Annotated in this window: 20 protein-coding genes; 9 read left to right on the forward strand and 11 right to left on the reverse strand. The window is 66.7% G+C overall.

Annotated elements, in window-relative coordinates; genetic code table 11:
- Positions 1-79: 79 nt before the first annotated feature.
- From F0U60_RS05180 to F0U60_RS05190, 3 genes are read right to left on the reverse strand one after another with little or no spacing between them, the layout of a single operon-like run.
- Positions 80-694 (reverse strand): pentapeptide repeat-containing protein, encoded by a 615-nt coding sequence (locus tag F0U60_RS05180; protein WP_395814759.1) that lies wholly within the window; start codon positions 692-694, stop codon positions 80-82.
- Between the two features lie 54 nt (positions 695-748).
- Positions 749-1,216 (reverse strand): NUDIX hydrolase, encoded by a 468-nt coding sequence (locus F0U60_RS05185; RefSeq protein ID WP_395814762.1) that lies wholly within the window; start codon positions 1,214-1,216, stop codon positions 749-751.
- The gene (locus F0U60_RS05190) at positions 1,213-2,754 is read right to left on the reverse strand and encodes a DUF2380 domain-containing protein (protein ID WP_395814765.1); all 1,542 of its coding nucleotides are present in this window, start codon (positions 2,752-2,754) and stop codon (positions 1,213-1,215) included. The genes F0U60_RS05185 and F0U60_RS05190 overlap by 4 nt, the downstream gene beginning before the upstream one ends.
- A gap of 281 nt (positions 2,755-3,035) precedes the next feature.
- Here F0U60_RS05190 and F0U60_RS05195 point away from each other — a divergent pair, with 281 nt between their 5' ends.
- Together F0U60_RS05195 and F0U60_RS05200 are read left to right on the forward strand one after the other, a co-directional pair.
- Positions 3,036-3,779 carry an Imm52 family immunity protein gene (locus F0U60_RS05195; protein ID WP_395814768.1) on the forward strand — a complete coding sequence of 248 codons (744 nt, stop codon included), beginning with the start codon at positions 3,036-3,038 and terminating at the stop codon, positions 3,777-3,779.
- A gap of 109 nt (positions 3,780-3,888) precedes the next feature.
- A complete protein-coding gene (locus tag F0U60_RS05200; RefSeq protein WP_395814772.1) occupies positions 3,889-4,836 on the forward strand; it encodes an HNH endonuclease in 948 nt (315 codons plus the stop codon).
- Between the two features lie 158 nt (positions 4,837-4,994).
- Here the strand turns inward: F0U60_RS05200 and F0U60_RS05205 are convergent, their stop codons facing one another.
- Entirely contained in the window at positions 4,995-5,789 is a 795-nt protein-coding gene (locus F0U60_RS05205; RefSeq protein WP_395814775.1) for a hypothetical protein, read from the reverse strand.
- A 371-nt stretch (positions 5,790-6,160) separates the two neighbouring features.
- Here F0U60_RS05205 and F0U60_RS05210 point away from each other — a divergent pair, with 371 nt between their 5' ends.
- Entirely contained in the window at positions 6,161-7,318 is a 1,158-nt protein-coding gene (locus F0U60_RS05210; protein WP_395814778.1) for an acetyl-CoA carboxylase biotin carboxylase subunit family protein, read from the forward strand.
- Positions 7,319-7,336: 18 nt separating this feature from the next.
- On the opposite strand, the gene F0U60_RS05215 is transcribed toward F0U60_RS05210, so the two are convergent.
- A complete protein-coding gene (locus F0U60_RS05215) occupies positions 7,337-7,873 on the reverse strand; it encodes a DUF2378 family protein (protein ID WP_395814781.1) in 537 nt (178 codons plus the stop codon).
- Between the two features lie 43 nt (positions 7,874-7,916).
- Positions 7,917-8,690 carry an alpha/beta hydrolase gene (locus F0U60_RS05220; protein WP_395814785.1) on the reverse strand — a complete coding sequence of 258 codons (774 nt, stop codon included), beginning with the start codon at positions 8,688-8,690 and terminating at the stop codon, positions 7,917-7,919.
- Positions 8,691-8,863: 173 nt separating this feature from the next.
- Here F0U60_RS05220 and F0U60_RS05225 point away from each other — a divergent pair, with 173 nt between their 5' ends.
- From F0U60_RS05225 to F0U60_RS05240, 4 genes are all read left to right on the forward strand, one after another.
- A complete protein-coding gene (locus F0U60_RS05225; RefSeq protein WP_395814788.1) occupies positions 8,864-10,966 on the forward strand; it encodes a helix-hairpin-helix domain-containing protein in 2,103 nt (700 codons plus the stop codon).
- Between the two features lie 44 nt (positions 10,967-11,010).
- Complete coding sequence (locus tag F0U60_RS05230; RefSeq protein ID WP_395814791.1) at positions 11,011-12,171, forward strand: lamin tail domain-containing protein; 1,161 nt, start codon at positions 11,011-11,013, stop codon at positions 12,169-12,171.
- Entirely contained in the window at positions 12,159-12,659 is a 501-nt protein-coding gene (locus F0U60_RS05235; RefSeq protein ID WP_395814794.1) for a thermonuclease family protein, read from the forward strand. The genes F0U60_RS05230 and F0U60_RS05235 overlap by 13 nt, the downstream gene beginning before the upstream one ends.
- 162 nt (positions 12,660-12,821) lie before the next feature.
- Positions 12,822-14,486, forward strand: a complete 1,665-nt coding sequence (locus F0U60_RS05240) for a mechanosensitive ion channel family protein (protein ID WP_395814797.1) — start codon at positions 12,822-12,824, stop codon at positions 14,484-14,486.
- Between the two features lie 45 nt (positions 14,487-14,531).
- Here F0U60_RS05240 and F0U60_RS05245 read toward each other — a convergent pair whose 3' ends face one another.
- Both F0U60_RS05245 and F0U60_RS05250 read right to left on the reverse strand, forming a co-directional pair.
- Positions 14,532-15,020, reverse strand: a complete 489-nt coding sequence (locus F0U60_RS05245) for a hypothetical protein (protein WP_395814800.1) — start codon at positions 15,018-15,020, stop codon at positions 14,532-14,534.
- A gap of 13 nt (positions 15,021-15,033) precedes the next feature.
- On the reverse strand, positions 15,034-16,101 hold the full coding sequence (locus F0U60_RS05250; RefSeq protein ID WP_395814803.1) for an H-type lectin domain-containing protein: 1,068 nt from the start codon (positions 16,099-16,101) through the stop codon (positions 15,034-15,036).
- Positions 16,102-16,304: 203 nt separating this feature from the next.
- On the opposite strand from F0U60_RS05250, the gene F0U60_RS05255 reads away from it, so the two are divergent.
- Together F0U60_RS05255 and F0U60_RS05260 are read left to right on the forward strand one after the other, a co-directional pair.
- On the forward strand, positions 16,305-17,048 hold the full coding sequence (locus tag F0U60_RS05255) for an ATP-binding cassette domain-containing protein (RefSeq protein WP_395814806.1): 744 nt from the start codon (positions 16,305-16,307) through the stop codon (positions 17,046-17,048).
- The gene (locus F0U60_RS05260; protein ID WP_395814809.1) at positions 17,045-18,544 is read left to right on the forward strand and encodes a glycine betaine ABC transporter substrate-binding protein; all 1,500 of its coding nucleotides are present in this window, start codon (positions 17,045-17,047) and stop codon (positions 18,542-18,544) included. Before F0U60_RS05255 ends, F0U60_RS05260 begins: the two co-directional genes overlap by 4 nt.
- Before the next feature lie 48 nt (positions 18,545-18,592).
- Here the strand turns inward: F0U60_RS05260 and F0U60_RS05265 are convergent, their stop codons facing one another.
- The 3 genes from F0U60_RS05265 to F0U60_RS05275 all read right to left on the reverse strand — a co-directional run bounded on the left by F0U60_RS05265 (position 18,593) and on the right by F0U60_RS05275 (position 21,678).
- Complete coding sequence (locus F0U60_RS05265) at positions 18,593-19,414, reverse strand: hypothetical protein (RefSeq protein WP_395814812.1); 822 nt, start codon at positions 19,412-19,414, stop codon at positions 18,593-18,595.
- Positions 19,415-19,438: 24 nt separating this feature from the next.
- Positions 19,439-20,452, reverse strand: a complete 1,014-nt coding sequence (locus F0U60_RS05270) for a kinetoplast-associated protein (protein WP_395814815.1) — start codon at positions 20,450-20,452, stop codon at positions 19,439-19,441.
- 224 nt (positions 20,453-20,676) lie between these two features.
- Positions 20,677-21,678, reverse strand: coding sequence for an RNA ligase family protein (locus F0U60_RS05275; protein ID WP_395814818.1), 1,002 nt, complete (start codon positions 21,676-21,678; stop codon positions 20,677-20,679).
- Between the last annotated feature and the right edge of the window lie 26 nt (positions 21,679-21,704).

Raw genomic sequence — 21,704 nt, forward strand, 5'->3', positions numbered from 1 at the left:
GAGAAGGTGTTGGGCGCTTCGGTGCGGCCGGTGGGAGAGAGGTGCGGGCCTACGCTGCTTCGGTAGGTCTCCACGCTCTCTACATGACGACGCACGCGAGACCCTCCAGAACAGCCCGGAGTTCCTCGGCTGTCGTGTCGAGGCGCTCAGCAACAGAGGGCGCATGGTACGTCAGTGCCACCACGCTTTCGGGCTCCTCCGCGAAGTCCTCAATGACTACGCGACCGAACCGGCCGGGCCATGCGAGGCGGCCCAGTTCCGCAGTATGACCGCGCGGGTCCATGATGGTGAAGCACGGCCAGCGTGGAAGCCGCATCGTCCTCATATCGCAGCCGTGAAACCGGCAGGCATCGAGCCGGGCCTCGGAGAAGTCACAGTCCTCGAGTCCCGCCAGTTCCCACTCCTCATCGTGTCCGCGCCTCTGCCCGAATTCGTTGCCGGTAAACCGGCCCTTGAAGCGACAGCCCTTGAAGTTCATCGTTGTCCAGCGCGTGTTTTTCAGCTCGCTCTTCGCCTGAATGGTGCAGTCAATCAACTGGCCCGACATCAAGGTGAGCCAGCGTAAGCCGACACTGAGGACGAGGGTGCAGCGGCGCAGTGTGATGTTCGGGCCGAGCCAGTAGATGGCTCCCTTGGGCAGCTCCAGCCGCTCGCCTTCAATCTCTCGGTTCTCGTAGTGGATGTTGGGAGTCACGCGGGAAGGCGCTTCATTCTTCTCAGAGAGACGCTCAAAACGGCGAAAGTCGAGTCAGACTTCCTCGTCTGGCAAGAGGGTGCGCAGCAGCTCGTCGTCGGGACCAAGTGGCCGCCAACCGGGCGGTGGCGGCGTAGCGAGGAGCGCTGCGATAACCCTCTCGGATCGCTCTTGATGGGCTTCGGGGGTGTAGCCGATCCATCGGCCGAGTGCCTTGCCGACGGCGAAACGGGCCTGGTCGTCCATCACGGACGGCCAGCCATCAGGGAGACTCTGGGACAACATGCGAACGAGCACATCTCGCTCGAAGCGCGTGACCTGCTTGCGCTGCTCTGCTTCGGCGAGCAACCCGCTCAACACCTGCACTGCGTTGACGTCCTCCCCAAGCTCCTCGGCCAGTGCAAGCAGCGGGACGGTAGGGCGAGCTTCGGCAAAGGCGGTGAGCGAAGTGTACCCGCGCTCGCGGACCCGCTCATAGAGGCGTACCTTCCAGTTTCCCTGCCAGGAACGATCCTCGTTCATCGCCCTCTCCAGGGGGTGAAGTTCATCGGGACTCTGTACTCCTTCATATTTGCCGCGACGATGTTCAGGATCTCGCTTCGCGTCAACCTCCGGCCGGCCGCCATCTCTGCTCCACGCAGCACGCGCATGATCATTCGGTTCCATTCGCCAGCCCACATGCGACCCAGGCGCCAGTCGCCGCCGCCATGAATCGCTTCATGACCTGCCCGCTCCATCTCGACGCAGAACTGGTCGATGCTCATGTCGCCGGTGAAGCCGCGCTGCTCGAACCACTCGCGGAACTCTCGCGGCAGTACGTGGTGCCGCGGAGGCTCGTTCATGCCAGCCCCCGCTCTGCCCGTCACCCGCATGCCGCGCACCTCGGGCCCGTCGCCCAGCGCCTCGCGCACTCCCTTGGGCAGTTCGTCGTGAGCCTGCGCTATCACCTGGCCGGCCTGAATCCGGACAGCGGCGCTGATGATGGGGAAGGAGATGACGCCCGCTCGCACCAATTGGCGCATCATTTCCACCCATTCGGCGGACACGACAATGCGCGTGCCCATCATCACGCCGTCGCCTCCCACCACCAGCCCAAGCCCGAGTGTCGCGGGTGCGGATGGCGGCAACGAGGGCAGCGAGAACTTCATCGCTGACAGCAGGGTGACCGCCTCGATGGCTTCCTTGAGCACCAGAATCTTCTCGAGGTTCTCCGCCCCTTTGCGTACGGCTTCACGGGTGGCGGCGAACTCTCGGGTGAGGTGGCCTACCAGCGCGGGGATGTCTTTCGCTACTGCCTCCACCTGTCCCGGGTCCAGGGAAGAGAGCTCCTTCATGGAGGGCTCGAGCATCTCCTGCAAGCGGTACATGTTGGCGAATAGCCTCTCCACGCTGTAGAGAGACTGCTTGAGTGCGACGTCGACGAGATTGAGGAAGTCGAGCCATGCGGCGAGCAGAATGGATCCGAGCATGGCTGTCTCGAGCCGTGGGCCGGCGAGGCGCAGCAGGGCGAGCTGCATATCCGGGTCATCCACCTCCGCGGCGGCGTTGGCCAGCAGGGTGGCGGCGGCGAGCTGGGCGTCAATCCACCGCAGTTGACGTTCGCCATACTTGACATAGGGGACGAAGATGCCGGCGGCTCCGCCGGTGATGCCCCGCCCGCTGGCCTTGAGTCTGGAGAGCTCGCCGGAGATGCGGCGAGTGGAGCCCGACACGTCGAGAACGGCACCGCGAAACGCCAGATGGGCCGCGAGGGCATTCTGCTTTGCAGCCCTCTCCTCGTTGCTGGTGCCCGCCGCCGTCACGGCCTCACGAGAGGCCCGGTGCCGGTGCAACCGTTCCGGTGCCTCGTGCTCGGAAGGGGGTGGCGGAGGGGAGAGGAGGGCGCGCGGAGACTCGACGCTGGGCCCTTCCTCCGATGCATGCCCCGCGGCCTCGCGCGGCATGTAGGGCAGGTTCATTCTCTGGCCGGGCGGTGGCGTCAGAGACACGCAGCCGGTGGACATCAGGACGGCGGTCAGCAGCAGTCCCGCCCACCATGTCCGCGACGAATCAGTGCCCATTGTGCACTCCCCGGCCCACGGAAGCGAAGGCTCCCGGCCGCTGCTAGCCGTTCCCTTCCGGGAACAGCCGCCTGCCGCCGTGCCCAGCGCGTACACAGGCGCTCCCTGAAGAGGTGCCATCGTACCTCGGCCCCGCCCAGGTCGCGTGCTCGTGTGGGCTCCTCTTGCGCGAAGCCCTCGTCCGCAGCGGAATTCGCGGGCTTCCTTCGAGCCCTTTTCGAAGAGAATGGATGGGAAACATCACCGTCAGCCATACGCCGCCAGTGCGGTGCGGAGCACGCATGTCGGAGAGGTTCTACGTAGGGGCGTACTGGGGGCCGCGTCGGGAGACGGCGCTGGAGTGCGCCCGGCGCGCGGAGGTCTTCTTCTCCATGCTGGCGCGATGTGACCCGTCGTTCGCCCAGTGGTACAGGGGGGGACGTGGAGCCCCACTTGATTTGCCTGGACACCCTGTCCGTCCAGAGGTGGCTGAGTGGGAGCAACTGTTCCTTCGCGGGATGAACCGCACGGACGCTGATGGAAAAGTGATCGAGGAACTGGGGTTCACCGAGTTCGTGTGGAATGCGAAGAAGGAACGGACCCGCGTCGAACTTCACTGCGGTGAATACTCCCCATCGGGACCAGGAAACACCTGCCTGCTCTATCCGCCCGAAGAGGGGGCGGGGCGGGAGCGACTTCTGTGCGCCTCTGTGTTGGCCGAGGTGCTCACCAGTGTGGCCACAGCGTGGGAGCCCGACTTCGCCATGGCCAGTTCGACCGAGCTGGTACGCCTCATCCAGAAGCGGAAGCGAGAGGTGAGGGTGGGCTGGCTGACGTACCTGTCGCGCCGTCTGGGCATGGTGCCGCCGCTGCCCGCTCCCGTGCACATCGAGCCGGTAGGGGCGCTGGGCTGGCTTCTCGTCCTCTCTCCCAATCTCATGACAGCGAGCAACCCCGAGCACGTGACGTTCACCGCACGCGTGCGCGAGCTGCTCGACCGAGCAGGTCTCATCGAACGGCCTGAGCCCGAGTCGGTCGGCGAGTGACGCGAGCCGTACGAAGTGTCCGTACGACGCGTTTGATACCCTTCTTGGGTGGGAGCTCCCTCTCGAAGGTCAAGCACACAGCAGTCAACTGGACGATGGAGGTAAACACATGAAGCCATCTGTGCTTTTCGTCAATGTCGTATGGACGGAGCGATACGACGGAACAGAGATACCCATGGGAAACTTCCGGTACCTCAAGACCAAGAGATTCGCGAAGTACGGCGCCTCTGATGAACGCCTTTTCGTCCAGAATGACGGTCTCCACTATTGCGGCTTGGGTCGGGGCGCAATCAATGTAGAAAAGCTCGATGCTGTTTTCGTGGCCAAGGACCCACGCGACAACAAGCACCGCGTCGTTGCTATCTTCCGTGATCTATCTTGGAAAACAGACGGAAAAGATGGCTGGACCAACGGCTTCGCTCGTTCCGATGAGGTCACTTGTTTCCCAGTAGATGAACGCATTGAAGTGAGCTGGCCACCCGGTCAACAGAATCGGCGCTGGGCGAGAGGCGGCCCGAGCAATAACTGGCCTGACTTACTGGATTTTTACGAAAGGTTGAACTCCAAGCTGCCAGGGTCCAGGACTCGCACCCGCTCGGCTGATGAATCGCAACTCCTCGAGCTGTTCCGAAGCTTCGAAATCGAGGAGCAGCAGAGAATGCTACAGCAAATTCACCGGGTGATACGTGACCAGAAGCTGAGGCCGGTGGTTCTCGCTCTCTGGGGGCCATCATGCGCCGCGTGTGGGATGAGCCTCGGGACGCAAGAGGACCTCTATGAGTGCGAAATTGCCCATATCCATCAAGTTCGTGACCAAGGTGCCGACTCGCCAGGCAATGCGCTTCCGCTCTGCCGAACCCATCACTGGGCGTTCGATCAACACCTCTGGGGCATAGAGGCAAAATCAAAAAAGATATTTGTCCGAAGTGCGTATCGGAATCATCCTGCCTTGCTGGGGCTCCACCAGTCGAACTTGAAGTCCGTGAGACATGGAGCGGAAAGGAACCTGGATGAGACAGCCCTCCGGATACGCTGGAAGCTCTCTCTCCTGAATTGACAGTGGCTCGATAGCCTCGTCCTGGATTCGGCGAATCAGGGGCGCCCGCAGTCAGTCTCTGTCGTGCGTGGGCAGTTCCAGGTGCTTTCGGTCGCGGTAGCGGCGGCTTTCACTCGATTGGTTCTACTTCCTCCTCCTCCGGGATGGTCCAGCACTACTCACTGTCCGATCGCTTGGGGCGGTGGCTGGGCGCTGACTGCGATTGTGTAGCACTTGCCCTGATACTCGTGCAGTGCCTCCGGGCATGGTGCCTTCAGTTCGTGCGGCACCCAGCAGCCTCCCATGATCTCCACCTCGATACGGGGGGTGCAGGGAGGTCGCTTCTGCCCCTTGTAGGGTTTGCTCGGTAGGGGACGGGCAAGGAACTCAATAGACCCTCCGTCCCTGTTGTCTATGAGCGAGATTCCTTCGAAGGGCATTTCGGTGTCCGTCGGTACCTCTTCAAGGCTCATGGGCGTTAGCGCGGCGATCGACTCGGAGTTCGGGCCTTCTGGTGGTCGCGACATGGTGGCCAGAGCGAAGACCAGGGCGCACGCTACGGCAGCACTCGCCAGGGCGAGTCTCAGGCGCCACCTGGGGTGAGGTTCGTCGGCCGTGGGGATGTGTTGGGCCATCCGTCTCACTGCTTCGCGCAGGTCCTCGAACATGAACACCAGCGCCTCCGCTGAGTGTCTGTCCGGGGATACCGACCACGGAGTGTGCTCCACCTCCACGGCGAGGTAGCTGGGTGAGCTCGAGGAGACGCAGCGCGCCTGCCAGTCCTTCGGTCGAGTCTTGTCGTCCTCGTCCCCGGTGGGTTTGAGCACCAGGGCTGTTGCCCCGCTCGTCTCGTGCGTGGCTCGGTAGAGCTCTCCCCGGTCCGGTGCGGCCTGCGTCACCTGCTCATGCAGTTCGTACGGCCCCAATCGCTCCGATTCCTCCCAGCTCGACTCGGACTCCTTCTCGTCCTTCATGCTCGCTCCTCGCTCGCCTTCCTGCCTGCTCGGCTCCTGGGGCTCTTGTTTGCCCCGAAGTCTCGCCCCCATTCCAGGAGGTGACTGGTGGACCATGTGGGGGCCTACTGTCCAGGTGGCACTCTCCGTGTTCCTCGGGCGGTAGGGTTTTACTTGGGGTAGACCCTCACCCCAGCCCTCTCCCAGAGGGAGAGGGGGCTTTCACAGGCTCAACCTGAGAGGCGAGTTACCCTCACCCCAGCCCTCTCCCGAAGGGAGAGGGGGCTCTTTGCGAGTGTCGCGGTTCTTACTCGCGCTCGACCTGGAAATGGGCTCCGTCCCCGGGCGCGCTATGGTGGTTCGTCGCGCAGGAGGCCCTCCCGAGCCCACCTATGAACGTCGTCTTCATCTCCCCCCACTTCCCCCCTCAGTTCTTCCACTTCGTCACCGCCCTGCGCGAGCGCGGTGTCTCTGTCCTCGGCATCGGCGACTCCCCCTACGACTCCCTCCGCCACGAGCTCCGCGAGTCCCTCTCCGAGTACTTCTTTACCCCCAACCTCAACGACTACGATGCCCTCCTGCGCGCCACCGGCTATCTCACCTGGCGCCACGGTCGCATCCACCGCATCGACTCGCTCAACGAGACATGGCTCGAGGTCGAGGCCCGTCTCCGTGAGGACTTCCACGTCCCCGGTCTGCAGCCCGCCGACATCGCCCGTCTGCGCACCAAGCTCGGCATGCACGACGTCTTCAAGCAGGCCGGCGTCCCTCATCCCGATGGCATCCCCGTCAAGGACGCCGCCGGTGTGAAGGCCTTCGCTCGCAACGTCGGCTACCCGCTCGTTCTCAAGCCCGACGTCGGGGTCGGCGCCGCTCGCACCTTCAAGGTCTCCTCCAACGCCGAGGTCGATGCCGCCCTCTCCGAGCCCCTCCACAACTACGTCGCCCAGGCCTTCGTGCGTGGCGCCATCGTCACCTATGACGGGCTCGTGGACCGCGAGGGCAACATCGTCTTCCGCCTCAGCCACGAGTACAGCGATGGTGTCATGGAGGTGGTCCTCGAGCAGCGTGACATCTCCTTCTGGAGCCTCACCGAGGTCCCTCCTGCCCTCGATGTGCTCGGCCGCCGCGCCGTGGCCGCGCTCGGTCTGCGCGAGCGCTGGTTCCACCTCGAGTTCTTCCGGCTCTCCGATGGCAGCTACGTCGCCCTCGAGGCCAACCTGCGTCCCCCCGGCGGCTTCATGACGGACATGATGAACTACACGTGCGACATGGACGTGTACCGTCTGTGGGCCCGTCTCCTCACCGGCGATGACCTGCGCGACTTCCGCTACACGCCGAAGTACCACGTGTGCCACATCGCCCGGCGTGCCACTCGCCGCTATCGCTACTCCCACGCGGAGCTGGTGGCGAAGCTCGGCGACGCGCTCCTGCTTCACCGCGACATGCCCGCCGTCTACCACAGCGCCATGGGCAACGAGATGTACCTCACCCGCCACAAGGACCTCGCCGCCATGCACGAGGCCATTCGGCTTATCCAGGCGACCTGACGCTCTTCCGGGGCGCTCTCAGCGCTCCTTCCAGGTGAGGAGGTAGATGGTGCCCTCTCCCTCCTTGCGCACGATGTTCGCCCGGGGTTCCTCCGCGCCGCTCACCCGCAGGAAGCTCACGAAGAGGGCCTCGGCATAGCCCGGTGCCTCCAACACCGAGTTCATCCACATCTCGTAGGTGGTGGGCTCCAGCTGCGTCAGCCGTACCTCTGTGTAGTTGTCCGAGGTCCTCAGCGCCTGGGCCATCTGGTGCACCGTGCGCCTCGGGCCGAGCAGCCGCAACAGCCGCAGCAGGGCGCGCCCCATCAGGGTCCGGCCGTAGCCCTCCAGGTGCGCCGCCGCCAACAGGCCGAAGGCCTCCTCTCGCGGCATGCCCGGGTACATCTCCTCGATGATGATGTGCAGGCAGTACTTCCACTGGTCCACCGGGTAGGCCGGCAGCAGCGGCCGGTCCAGGTCCAGACCCACCTGTCGCAACCGCTCGCGCAGGCGAAGCGTCACCCGTCCACCGACTCCGTACCGGAGCAGCCCCTCCACCACTTGGACGAAGACCATCCGGTCTTCCTGCTTTACCTCGCGGGGACGCAACCGCACCCCTTCATCCGAGCAGCCAGTTCATCGCGAACGGCAGCCGCCGCTGCCAGTCACGCTCGTGGTGGAGCCCGCCCGGCTCGAGCACCAGCGCCAGCTCGTGGTCTGCGTACCCGAGCTGCTTGAGGTGGAAGTAGAAGTCCCGTGTGGCCTCGCCGTAGGGCATCGGGACGCCGCCGGGGTTGATCCACTCCTCCGCCCCCGCGTCCAGGTAGATGCGCGACCAGCGCCGGGTGTGGTTCTTCCAGTTCCGGAAGAGCTGGTACTCGCTCCACATCACTGAAGGGGACAGCGCGCCGATGCGGCCGAACACCTCGGGGTACTTCCAGCCGAGGTACAGCGACATCAGCCCGCCCAGCGACGAGCCCATGATGGCCGTCCACTCGGCGCCCTGGCGCGTGCGGTAGATGTTGTCGATGTACGGCTTGAGCGTCTCGACGACGAAGCGGGCGTAGGCATCGCCCCGGCCACGCACGTTGCCACGCGGCTCGTCCCAGGGGGTGTACTCCTCAAGTCGCCCCGGGCCCGAGTCGATGCCCACGATGAGCCACGGCTCTGCCCGGCCCTCGCCCACCATGCTCTCCACCACGTGGTTGGCACACCAGGTGTCGAAGACCGCTGACTCGGCATGCGCGAAGACGTTCTGCCCGTCGTGCATGAAGAGTACAGGGAAGGCGTGGTGGGGGGCCTGGTCGTACCCGTCCGGCGTGTAGATGCGCACGGTGCGGGTGAAGCCCTCCTGCGGAGAGTAGAAGTCTCGGATGATGTGGACGTGACCCATGGGCGGGGGCGCCGGAGAACGGCGGAGCTCGAACGATAGTCAGCCCCGCGGTCTCGGCCAACTCCCCCATGCCCCGGTCCGTGTCCTGGATGGGCTGTCCCCGTCCGGGACACCTCGCAGGTGGGGTCCCCGAGGTGTCCTCGTTGGTCTCCTTCGTGCAAGGCGCCCGCGCCGTGCGACGTGCCTGCCTGCTTGCTTTGTTGATGACCGGTTTTCTCCTCGTCGCTCCGGACGCGCGTGCCGAGCCCTACGAGGTCGAGCTCTCCATTCAAGACGAGACGGACCTCCGCGCGCTGTTCGAGGACGGTGTCCTCTCGGAGGCGGACTTCGAGACACTGCGGGAGTTGCTGCGCACCGGTGTGGAGCTGCGCACTGCCTCACGTGAGGCGCTGTATGCGCTGCCGGGCCTGACGTGGGCTCAGGTGGATGCGCTCCTCACGTACCGCGAGAGGGTAGGGGGCTTCTTCGCGCCGGAGGACCTCGTGGAGGTTGGGGTGCTCACCGATGAGGCGCTTCGTCGGCTGCGGCCCTTCCTTTCGGAGGTGGGAGGGGAGGGGACGCTCTCCGGTCGTGTTCGCCTGCTGAGCGCGTATGGCGCGGCGGATGCGTTGGTGCCTCCGGTGCTGCTCCAGGCTCGGGTCGATGGGCCGCTGGGGCTGCGAGGTGGAGGCGTGCTCTCACTCACTCGGCGTCGCCTGGACGCCGTGCGCTATGACGTGCGCCGCCGGGCCCTGGTGGCTGAGCTTCCCCGTGCGGCGCTCCAAGTGCCGAAGCTCCACGTGCGATGGGAGGGCGAGCACGCCTCGGTGTTGGTGGGGACGTACCGGCTGGGGTTCGGGCAGCGGCTCACCCTCGACACCACGGGTCAGCCCGCTCCCGACGGCTTCGTGCCCGACGATGGATTCCGCGCGCCTGGTGGCTCCGAGCGGCGCTGCATGCTGACGGGGACGGGGGCCTGCTTGGATGCGAGTGAGCAGGGGCGCGTCACTCCGGACTTCGGGTGGACGGAGGGCTTTCGTGGCGTGGTGGGCACCGTCCACGGGCAGGTGGAGGGCGTGGCGCTGTCCTTCACGGGATTTGGCTCGTACCAGTCGCGCGACCTCTCCCAGTACGAGCTGTTCGATACGAAGACCCGCGAGGCTCCGGACGTGCTCGCTGTGCTCCCTGGGACGCAGGTACCGGGAGCCGCGCGCTTTGTCTCTCGCACCCTGCCGGATGTCTTCCACGAGCTGGCCGGAGGTGGCCATGTCACCGTGGGCTTCTCTCCGCGCGCCCGCCTGGGGCTGACGGGTTGGGGCGCGTGGCCGGTGTGGGCGGTGGAGGGTGTGTCGCTCGACTTCAAGGAGAGTGCCCGCTACCCCGGGGGCGGTGCTCCTGGCGCGGTGGGGGTGGATGCCGCGTGGGGCGCCGGTCCGGTGGACCTCTTCTTCGAGGGCGCGCGTGGCTTCTCGGGCTCGTCCGGGGCAGGGGGTGGTTTCGGCGCCGTCCAGCGCACCGTGCTCGGTGACAAGCGCCGGGAGCTGGAGCTGACGCTGCGCTACTACGGGCGCGACTTCGACAACCCCTACAGCCGGGCCGTCTCGGGCCCCGATGAGTCCGAGGGTTTGCGCGCGAGCAATGAGCTGGGGGCTCGGCTGCGCTACCTCCACCGGACAGCGGACGGTGCGTGGCGCCTGTCAGGGCGGGTGGATGTGTGGACGCAGCCTCCCGGGAGCGAGTTGTCCGGCGTTGCTCACCTGGAGACCTCCGCCCGAGTGGACTTCGTGGGCGTGCCGGAGCTCCAGCCCTCGGTGTGGGTGGAGCATCGCAACAAGGACCTCGGCCAGAACGGGCCCGGGCTGTGCTTCGCGGGAGACGCGACCTGTGTCGGCGAGCAGTACCGCTTCGCAGGCCGGGTGCGGTTCGAGCCCGTCGAGAGTCTGGCGCTGGCCGTGCAACTCCAGCACACGTGGGTCGGGACTCGTCAGCGCCCTGAGAGCTTTCAGCAGGACGGCCGGGCCCTGCTGGATGTTCTCTTCCGACCGCTGCCGTCGCTGCGCCTGCACGGGCGCGCGAGCTGGCAGGACGAGGATCTCTCGGAGAACACCCGACTCACGCAGACGCTGCGCACCTCGCTGGAGGTGGCCTGGGCGCTTGAGCGTGGGCCTGGCCTTCGTGCTCGGTACGAGCTCGCGCTGGACCTGAAGGCTCCCGTGGGGTCGCGCACTCCTCCCGAGCCCCCTCAACACCTCTTCCGGCTGGAGCTGGAAGGTCGTTTTCCATGGAGTCGACCTTGAAGAATGTCTTACCTCTTTGTTGTCTTGCTTTGCCCCTGGTGTTCGTGAGTGGCGCCTGTGACCTGTCGCTCGGTGGCGTGGAGCCCGCCTGTGAGGGGTGGCGGCCTGGAGACGTTGTCATCACCGAGCTCCTGCCAGACCCCGAGGGCACAGACACCGGGCAGGAGTGGATGGAGCTTCACAACCCTGGGCGCTCGGCGGTGGATCTGCAGGGGCTCTTGCTCTACTCGGCTCGTGCGGATGGCTCGCAGGAGCGGGCGTACCTCTTCGAGTCCTCCGTGCCCGTGGAGGCGCGGGGCTATGTGGTGCTCGGGGACGTGCGCTCGGATGTGCTTCCTGCCCATGTGCGTCATTCGTACGGCGATACCCTGGGCTCCCTGGGGAACTCGGGCGGGCTCGTCGGCTTGCGCTGTGGAGACGTTGTCGTGGACGAGGTGCGCTACTCGGGGCCGATTCGTTCCGGAGTAGGGCGGATCTACGACGGGCGGCTCGTCCCGGATTCGACAGACAATGATGAGCCGAGCCGGTGGTGTGATGCGCCTCCTGCGTCGGACGGCGGCACTCGGATGAGCCCCGGCGCCGCGAACCCGGCCTGCGTGACTCCACTCGAGGGCTCGGATGGTGGGGTGTCTGGTGATGCGGGCGTGCCTGCGAACACGTGTCTGTCCTCGCGCACGGGGACGGTCCGGAGCTTGTCTCGTCCGCGTCCGGGTGACGTGCTCCTGACCGAGGTCATGGCGGATCCGAAGGCTGTTGCGGATAGCTCGGGGGAGTGGGTGGAGGTGTATGCCCTTCGCGATGTGGACCTCAATGGCGTGACGCTCGCGAACGAGGGGAGTGGCCGGACCTTGTTCGGTGACTCGCGGTGCCTGGAGGTGAGGGCGGGGACCTATGCGGTGCTCGCGCGGAGTGTCGAGTCCGCTGCCAACGGGGGATTGCCCTCCGTGCTGGGGACCTTCTCGTTTGGCTTGAGCAACAGCGAGGGGGCTCATGCGCTCCGGTTGTTTCTGAATGACACCCTGCTCGACGAGGTGTCCTGGACGAGCGCCGCGACTCCCGGTGTGTCCCGGCAGCTCGACCCGGCTCGCAGGGACCCCACGCGCAACGATGCGGCGGAGAGCTTCTGTCTGACGCCCAAGGATTTTCGTTTTGGTCTGGGTGATTGGGGCACCCCCGGCGCGGAGAACCGTCCATGCGTCCCGTGAGTGGCTGGCGGGTGCTCTTCGTGGCGCTCGGGTTGGTGCTCATCGTCCTGTGCGCGTGCGGCTCGGAGTCCGCCTGTGGCCCGGGCGCTGGTGTGGTGTCGAGGGTCGTCGATGGTGACACGCTCGTGCTCCAGAGCGGTGAGCGCGTGCGCTACCTGCTCGTTGACACCCCGGAGAGCACGGGCGGCAAGCACGAGTGTTTTGGTTCCGAGGCCCGTGACTTCAACCGCTCCCTCGTCGAGGGGCGCAACGTGCGGCTGGAGTACGGCGAGGCGTGTACCGACCGTTATGGGCGGCTGCTCGCGTATGTGTCCGTGGATGGTCGCGAGGTGAATGCCCTGCTCGCGCGCGAGGGGTATGCCTGTGTCTATTATGTGGCTCCGGCGGGCGGCTCCCGGCGCTCGGAGTTCGAGGCGCTTGAGTCCTCGGCTCGACGCGCTGGTCGCGGACTGTGGGGCGCTTGCTCCGCAGTCCCGTGTTCACGGTGAGTCGCGTGTCTCGGCACTCGGTTGTCTCCGTGTGACGACTACCCTCACCCCCCGCCCTCTCCCAGAGGGAGAGGGGGCATGCGTAACCCTCCTTCCTTCCAGTGCAGACGGCCTTGCTCTTCTGGGGTTTATTTTGAGGTCAAATTAGTTTAAGCGGGCCTCATGACTCATCGATACCTCGTCCTCCTGTCGCTGCTCCTGCTGGTGGCCCCTTCCACCGGTTTTGCGCTCAATGAAGGACTCGGTGAGCCGCCGCCCGAGGTGGATCGTCGCACCCCTTCGGCCACCGTGGCGGGTTTTCTGGACGCCACGCACGCACGGGATGTCGCGCGCATGCCGCACTACCTGTGGCTGTCTCACCTGCCCAAGGAGAAGCAGCGGGTCGAGGGCGAGCGGCTCGCCCAGCGGCTGATGTTCGTGGTGGACCGCATGCTGTGGTTCGACTTCTCACGCATCAGCCAGGAGCCGCAGGGAGACCCAGCGGATGCCCTCTACGACACCATTGGGCAGGTTCCGCTCGGCCAGGGGCAGCGGGACATCCGGTTGCGCAAGGTCAGTGGGCCCGAGGGGGTTCCCGTCTGGGTGTTCAGTGAGGACACGGTGCGCGCCATTGATGCGCTCTTCGAGGAGCACGGCTCGCCGATGTTGGAGGTGCTCCCTCCCTTCCTCTTCGCTCGCCCGTTTTGGATTTTGGAGTTGTGGCAGTGGTTGGGGCTCGTGCTCTGGGTGGGCGCGGCGGCGCTGGCGAGCCGGGTGCTGGAGCAGTGGAGTCTGCGCCTGGGCAAGCACGCTGCGAGCCTGACGAAGTCCGGCTGGGATGATCAGGTGTTCGCGGCCGGCGAGGGCCCGGTGCGCTACGCCCTCTTCGCGGTGCTCGGGGCCCTGGGCTCGCGGGCGTTGCTGCTCCCGCCTCCGGCGCAGCGTGGCGTGGACGTGGTCGCGCACTCGCTGGCCCTGGTGGCGGTGGCGTGGTTCGTCCTGCGCTTCGTCAAGCTGTCCGCCCGCTTCATCGAGCAGAAGGTGGTCAGCGAGTCCGGCGCGGACGTGGGGCGGGCGAGGGGCCTGCGCACCCAGCTCGTGGTGATGCGGCGCATCATCGAGGCGGCTACCTATGTCATCGCCATCTCTCTGCTGCTGTTGCAGTTCGAGGCGGTGCGCAATGTGGGCGTGTCGTTGCTCGCCTCCGCAGGTATCGCGGGTCTCGTCATCGGCCTCGCGGCGCAGAAGTCCATCTCCACGTTGCTCGGCGGCATTCAGCTCTCCATCACCCAGCCGGTGCGCATCGGCGACACCGTCATCGTGGAGAACGAGTGGGGGTGGATTGAGGAGATTACCCTCACGTACGTGGTGGTGAAGGTGTGGGACTTGCGGCGGCTGGTGGTGCCGATGAGCCACTTCCTCGACAAGCCCTTCCAGAACTGGAGCAAGGTGTCCCCGGAGCTGCTCGGCACTGTGGAGGTGTACGCGGACTACAAGACGAACGTGGACGCGGTGCGCGCCGAGCTCGTGCGCATCCTTCACAACGAGGGCCGCGAGCTGTGGGACGGCAGGGCCCAGGCGGTGCAGGTGACGAACTGCAGCGAGCGGACCATGACGCTGCGCGCACTGGTGAGCGCCGCGGACGCGGGCAAGGCGTTCGACCTGCGCTGCATCGTGCGCGAGAAGCTCATCGCCTTCCTTCAGCAGCAGCCGCGCGGCTTGCCGGTGCTGCGCGCAGAGGCCCTGTTCCTTCCGGACGCGGCGGGGCCTGCCGGCAGTCAGGCTCTCGCCGCGCCCTCGGGACGGCCCGGGGAGAACGTGGTCTCCTCAGGCCCTCGGCTCGGGTAGGTGACGACCCTCACCCCCCGCTCTCTCCCAGAGGGAGAGGGTGCTTCACTCCCGCGAGAGGAGCTCCTCAATCCCCGGCGTCTCCCGAGACAGCGCGGCGAGCTGGGCCTCGGTGAGCCGGAGCTCGAGGAGCTCCTGCTTCAGGTCTCCCTGTAGCAACTCGGGGTAGCTCGCCGCCGATTCGGACACGTCCTCTCCCTGGGCCCTCGCGCTCGCCAGTGCCTCGCGCAGGTGGAAGGCCATCAGGAGTCGGGTGAGCTTCTCCACTCGCTCCTGTCCGAGGCCCAGCTCTCCCCCCAGTCGTCGAGAGAGCTGCCGCGCCGCCTCGTCATCGAGCCGCAAGAGTCGCCCAGTTGGCTTGACGGGCGATGCTCGCGCCTGTCCCTCCGGAGGCGTTGTCGCTCCGGCTCCGGCGGCACTTGCCTCCAGCGAGGCCAGGCGCGTCTCCAGGCGATACACGTGGACTCCGAGCAGTACGCCCACGGCGAGCAGCGCCACGGACGCCAGCATCCAGATGGAGCGACCCAGGTTCATCCGCGTCTCCGCCTCAGTTCCCGGCCAGGAAGTCGATCCGCAGGGACTGGCCCCAGTCTCCACCCGCTCGGTTCGGGTCGGTCCGCGTCACCACGACGTCGAACCCCCTGTTCGTCACGCTCCGGACGGTGACGTTGAACGTGTCCGAGCAGTCCCAGCACTCGCTGCGCGGTGAGGCGAGGACGGTGGGGGGCGACGAGAACGTCTTCGGGAACCAGAACGAGTAGGTGTAGTTGCACTTCACCACGGGGTAGCCGCCACACCGACCGGGCGGGTTCAGCACGAACGTGCCCATCTGCAGCCGCTGGAGCGTGGTGCCTCCGCCCACCTGGAGGGCTCCGACGCTCGCCGTGCCGCTGATGGAGAACCGAGCATCCTGCGGCGCGCCATCCTGGTTCTGGATGTAGTGGCCGCTGCCGCCCGGGACATCCGAGCCGGTGAGCGAGGACGGCGCCCACTGGCTCCCATCGAAGCGGAGTTGCTGTCCGAGGCTCGGCGCGGACTCGGACACGGGGACGTTCTGGAGGCCCACCACCCGCGTGCCCTCTTGCGGCCCCTGCACGTCACCGCGCAGCTCGCCCGAGAAGCGCATCGCCTCCTCCGCGTACCGGGCCCAGGCCGCGCTGGCCACTGGCATGAACCGCTGATCCGTGAGCAGCACGTAGTCGTCCCGCTTGCGCGCGTAGAGCACGACCCGGACATCTGGTGCCGTCAGGACGTTGTGCTCGCTCGGGGTGAGGTAGCGCTGCTGGAAGTCCTCGGAGACGCCGTTGCCATCCGCGTAGACGAGCACCTCGCCGTCGAAGGAGTGGGTGGCGTAGAAGCGGCCGATCTCCGAGTACAGCAGCGTGCCCGAGGCGTCGTCGCCCACTGTGCCGCCACTGCGCCAGTCGAGCCGGCCCTCGAACCAGCCGAAGAGGCTCTGGCAATCACGAACCGAGGTCGCGCCCGTCTGACTGACCTCCCTGAGCTCGCATTGGATGCGGATGCTGACCGCGCGCGGGCTGGTCTGCGCTCGGGCTGCCAGGGGGAGGGCCAACAACAAGACATACAGAATGGAAAGGATTCGTTTCGGGGGCATGACGTCTCCGCCTTGGGGAGCCCGCTGGGGATTGCTCGGGCCGCGCGAAGGTGGAGATCACGCAATATCCAGGCAAGCTCGCATTCCCCGCGGCCTCAGCCCGGGTTTACGGAATACGACCCTCGAGGACTGGAGATGTTGCGGGATGTTCTCCCCCGTGTAGAGGGATTGGACGCGAGGGCAATGCGAGAGGAGGGCGTTCGGTGTTCGAGCTCGAGGGAGTCTCCAAGCGTTTCGGTGACACGTGGGCACTCCATCCGCTCGAGCTGCGTCTGCCCGAGGCGCGCACCACGGTCCTCCTCGGCCCGAGCGGCTGTGGCAAGTCCACGCTGCTGCGCCTGATGAACGGGCTGCTCCGGCCCGACTCCGGTCGCGTCCTCTTCCGGGGACAGCCCCTGCGCGACGAGGACCTGCTCACCGCCCGCCAGCACATGGGCTATACCCTCCAGGGGGGTGGACTCTTCCCGCACCTCACCGCCGAGGGCAATGCCACCCTCATGGCTCGCTACTTGAAGTGGTCCGAGGAGCGGATCCACGCCCGGCTGCGCGAGCTCGTCGAGCTGACTCGGTTCCCCTCGGACGCCCTCGACCGCTACCCCGGCCAGCTCTCCGGAGGTCAGCGCCAGCGCGTCAGTTTGATGCGAGCGCTGATGCTCGACCCGGATGTGCTGCTGCTCGACGAGCCGCTCGGCGCGTTGGATCCCATGATTCGCTACGAGCTTCAGGGCGACCTGCGCGACATCTTCGCCCGGCTCGGGAAGACGGTGGTGCTCGTCACCCATGACCTGGCCGAGGGCGCCTTCCTCGGCGACCATGTGGTGCTGATGCGCGAGGGCCGCATCGTCCAGCAAGGCTCGCTCGCCGAGCTGGAGCGTGCTCCCGCGGATCCCTTCGTCACCCGTTTCTTTCAGGCCCAGCGCCTGACCTTCGAGGGGCGCCTGTCATGAGGTGGCTCGGTGCGTGCCTGTTGCTCGTGCTCGTCGCGTGCTCCGGCTCGTCCTCGGAGGCGCCTGGCGTGCGTGTGGGCTCCAAGAAGTTCACCGAGTCCGTCATCCTCGGAGACATGGTGACGCAGCTCGCCCGGAGCACCGGCGCTCGGGCCGAGCACCGGCGCGAGCTCGGGGGCACCCAGGTGCTGTGGCAGGCGCTGCGGCGCGGGGAGATCGACGTCTATCCCGAGTACACCGGCACGCTGCGCCAGGAAATCTTCGCGGGTCGTCCGCTGCCCGATGACGAGGCACTGCGTCAGGCGCTCGCTGCCGAGGGGCTGCGCATGAGCGCGCCGCTGGGGTTCAATGACACCTACGCGCTGGGCATGAAGGAGGCCGAGGCCGAGCGGCTGGGTATCCGGACCCTCTCGGACCTGCGTCAGCACCCGGAGCTGCGCTTCGGCTTCAGCAACGAGTTCATGGACCGGGCGGATGGTTGGCCTGCGCTGCGCTCGCGTTATGCGTTGCCCCAGCGGGAGGTGCGTGGGCTCGATCATGACCTGGCCTACCGGGGCTTGGAGAGCGGCGCCATCCAGGTGACCGACCTGTACTCCACCGACGCGGAGATCGCGTACTACCACCTGCGCGTTCTGGAGGATGACCTCCGGCACTTCCCCGCATACGACGCCGTGCTCCTCTTCCGTGCCGACCTGGACGCGCGTGCCCCGGAGGTGGTGGCGGCGTTCGGGCGGCTGGAGGGCCGCATCTCCGAGCCCGAGATGGTGGAGCTCAACGCCCGGGCGAAGTTGCAGCGCGTCCCCGAGCGCCAGGTCGCGGCTTCGTTCCTGGAGCGCGAGCTCGGTATGACGGTGACGGTGCGCGGTGACAGTGTGCTTGCGAGTCTGTGGCGCCACACGCGTGAGCATCTGTTCCTCGTGGGCCTGTCGTTGCTCGCGGCCATCGGGGTCGCTGTGCCCCTGGGCGTGCTGGTGGCGCGCAGGCCGAGGTTGGGCAAGGGGGTGCTCGCGCTGGCGGGCATCATCCAGACGGTGCCCTCGCTGGCCCTGCTGGTGTTCATGATTCCGCTGCTGGGCATCGGCGCGCGGCCCGCCATCGTGGCGCTGTTCCTCTACAGCCTGCTGCCCATCATCCGGAACACCGCCGCGGGGCTCTCGGGTATCCCTCCGGAGGTGCGTGAGTCCGCTGAAGCCCTGGGTCTGCCTCCCGGCGCGCGCCTGCGTCTGGTGGAGCTGCCCATGGCGGCTCCGTCCATCCTCGCAGGTATCCAGACGTCCGCCGTCATCAACGTGGGCACTGCGACCCTGGGGGCCCTCATCGGCGCTGGGGGTTATGGGCAGCCCATTCTCACCGGCATTCGGTTGGATGACACAGCGCTTATCCTCCAGGGCGCCGTGCCCGCGGCGGTGCTCGCGTTGCTCGTCAGCTGTTTGTTCGAGCTCGTCGAGTGGCTCGTGGTTCCCCGGGGTCTGCGGCTCGGTGGCTCACGTGGGTGACGACCCTCACCCCCCGCCCTCTCCCAAAGGGAGAGGGAGCATGCGCAATCAGATGGAGCGCCGGGCCCGCTGCCGCCGCGCGGCCATTACCGCCAGCGCCAGCACGAGCAGCGGCACGCCCAGCACCACCGGCCACAGCCAGAGCGGAGGTCCCGCCTGCACCACCGCTCGCAGCTCCGTGCCCGTTTGGGCCTCGTCCGCCAGGTCCACCAGGCTGTACTTCCATTCCACGGTGTCCTTCTTCTCGTTGAGCGTGCCGTTGGTCTCCGTGATGGATTGTCCGTGCACGCGGACGATGTAGAAGTGGTTGCCGAGCAGCGCCCGCGCGAGCTGCGCTCCGATATCTCGGGCTGCCTGCTCCGAGGGATTCTTCGTCCCGTTCGTCGTGCCGGACGGGTCCTTCGGCTCTCCGAATCGCTGGACGAAGACGTACTCCCCGAACCCGCGACGCTCAACGTGGAAGGCGAGCTCCTTCTTTCCCTGCTTCGCCGAGGCGTTGTGCTCCATCGCCCGCTTTTGCAACTCGCCCAGCCGGGTGATGTCTTTCACCGTCAAGTCGTACACGAGGTGCTGCTGCCCATCCTGCTCGTACTCCCGGAACTCGAACTTCGTCACGTCCGGGTCTTTCTTGAGGTCCTCCTCGGTGGCCTTGGCTGCCGCGCGCAGCTCCTGGAGTGGATCCATTCCCTTCGTCCGAGCGAGGTCGAGGAACGACTTCGGCAGGCCCACGTCGAACACCACGCGTCCCGAGCCATCCGGAAGGAGCCAGATTTCCTGGAGGAGGTCGAAGCAGCCGGTGAGCGTGAGAAGCATCAGCGGTGCGAGCAGCCACCGCAGGCGCGGCAAGGGGCGGGCGGAGTTTGATGCCATGTCCGCCCGCATCCTAGCGCGGGACTACTTGCTCTTGCTGTAGTCGCGGTTGGCGATGACGCCCTGCACCTCGGCCAGTGCGCGCGCACCCGAGGCGGACTCCAGCGCCTTCTCCGCGATGGCCTGCACCTGACGCTTGGCCTCGGCCAGCTCCGTCTGGAGCGTCTGCAGCGCCTGCGCCTGCTTCGTGTTCGTCTCCTTGAGCGAGGCGATCTCCATGCTCGCCACCCGCTGCGCCGTCTCGGCGTCCTTCTGGGCCAGCGTGTACTTCAGCTCCCACTCGGACTTCACCCGGTTGCCCGCGATGGCCGCCGCCGCGTCCGTCTCCTTCTTCAGCACCGCCGGGAAGTCCGCCACCTGCTTGCGCAGATCCTCCAGCTCCTTCTCGCGCTGCTTCAGGCTCTCCTCGCGCGTGGCCCAGTCCTTCTCCAGCTTCTCCTTGCGGTCGCGCTCGGCGGCGGCCTGCTGGCGCAGTTGCTCGGCGAAGGCGTCCTGCTCCTTCTTGCGCTGCTGCTGGCTGCTGTAGGCGTACTCCTCCTCGGCCCGCTTGCGCGCGAGCTCGGCCGCGTCCCGCTCCGCCGCCAGGTCCGTGGCGAACTTCGTGCGCGTGTCGGCGATCTCCTTCTGGAGCCGCTCCATCTCCGCCTGCAGCTCCTCCTTCTTCCGGTCGTACTCGGCGACCAGCACGTCGATGGCGCTCGCGGCGATGTCCTTGCCGTGCAGCTCCGCCAGCTCCCCGTTCTTGAGCTGGATGGCCTCGTCGAGCTTCTTCAACTCCTCCACCAGCGACATCACCTGCTCGTTGATGCCCGCCAGCGTCTTGTTGATGGTGAGGCCCGCCTCGGTGACCTTCTTGACGGCCGACTCCGCCGTGAGGCCGGACACATCCGTGAGGACGTTCCGGGCGTGAGACTGGCGGGCCTCCTGCTCCTTGGCGGAGACCACGGGCTTGTTGCGGCTCTTCCGGGCCAGCTCCTCAAAGGCGGTCTTGGTCTGCTCGGCGGAACGGTTACGGGCGGCGGCGGTGGTCTTGGCCATGGCGTGATGCTCCAGGTTGGATGTGTGCCGTCTCAGGTAGGGCCTGAGCGTGGCGTGAGATTTCCTGGCCCCCCCTCGGGCGGCCATGCGCAAGAAATACCCAATGGGTCTGACATTCCCGGGGCTCTCGCGTGGCCTTTTTCAGCGGGTTCCACGCACCAACCTCGGATGTCAGACCCACCTGTCCACGAAACCTGGCGGGTCCTGCTCCGCTGCCCCTGTTCTCAGTCCTCGTCCTTGAGCAGGAAGTCGTTGTTGATGACCTTGAACGACAGCCTGCCGCCGAGCGTGGGCGAGTGGCACTCGGTCAGGGGCCGCACCACGATGCCCTCCTTGCGGTTGCGGGTGCCCGTGTAGAAGCCCTGGGCCAGCTTCAGGTAGTGCTCGAGGCCATGGTCGAACGTCCGGGCGGCGTCACCCGTGACGACGTGCTCCACCGGGACGGTGCGCAGCTTGTGCTCGGCGCAGAACGCGATGAGCCCGGCGTGGTCCAGGTAGCGCCCCGTGCGCGTGTCGTGAACGCTGAACACGAACAGGTCCACCTCGGTGAGGCCCAGGCGGTTCTTCTGGATGCCAGGGCCGCACAGCTCGCCCTGCACGGCGAAGCCCGCCGGGAGGACGGTGTCGAGCGCGTACTTGTCCGCGATGCGCCACGCCGGATGCGACGCGCCGCGTGCCAGCGCCCAGTTGCGCGAGCAGGCCACGAGCTCGCCCTCGAACGGCCGGAAGAAGGTCGCCGAGGTCCCATCCAGCTTTGTCGTCACGTAGAAGTCGTGGCCGCGCAGCTCCTCCAGGACGCCAAGCGCCGACTGCAGGCGGATCTCATCCGTCCTGGGCACCTGGCCCGGGAACGGCCCGGAGATCTCCCGCCCGTCAGACAGCGCGGGCTCGTACTTCACGACCCCGAGCACCTCGCGCACGTCCGTCCCCTGCGGAGGCACCGCGCCAGGGAGGATGGAGACGGGCAGGGCGAGTCCCTGGGACAGCACGCCTCGCAGGCGCGCGGTCTTCACGCGGAAGCCGCGCGGGCGCATGAACTCCGCCCACGGCGCACCCTCGGGCAGGAGGCTGTCGATCTCGAAGAAGATGCAGGGGTCGCCCGGGGCGAACTCGCCCTTCTTCACGACGACGTCCCAGCCCATCACTCGCGCCTTCTGGATGTTGTCGGCGCCAGCGATCGGCTCGAGGTGGTCGACGCGCTGCACGGACACGAGCTTTCTTTCCATGCCGGCGCCTGACGAGGCGCTGGGGC

Source organism: Archangium minus (genome assembly GCF_044360475.1).
Classification (GTDB): domain Bacteria; phylum Myxococcota; class Myxococcia; order Myxococcales; family Myxococcaceae; genus Archangium; species Archangium minus.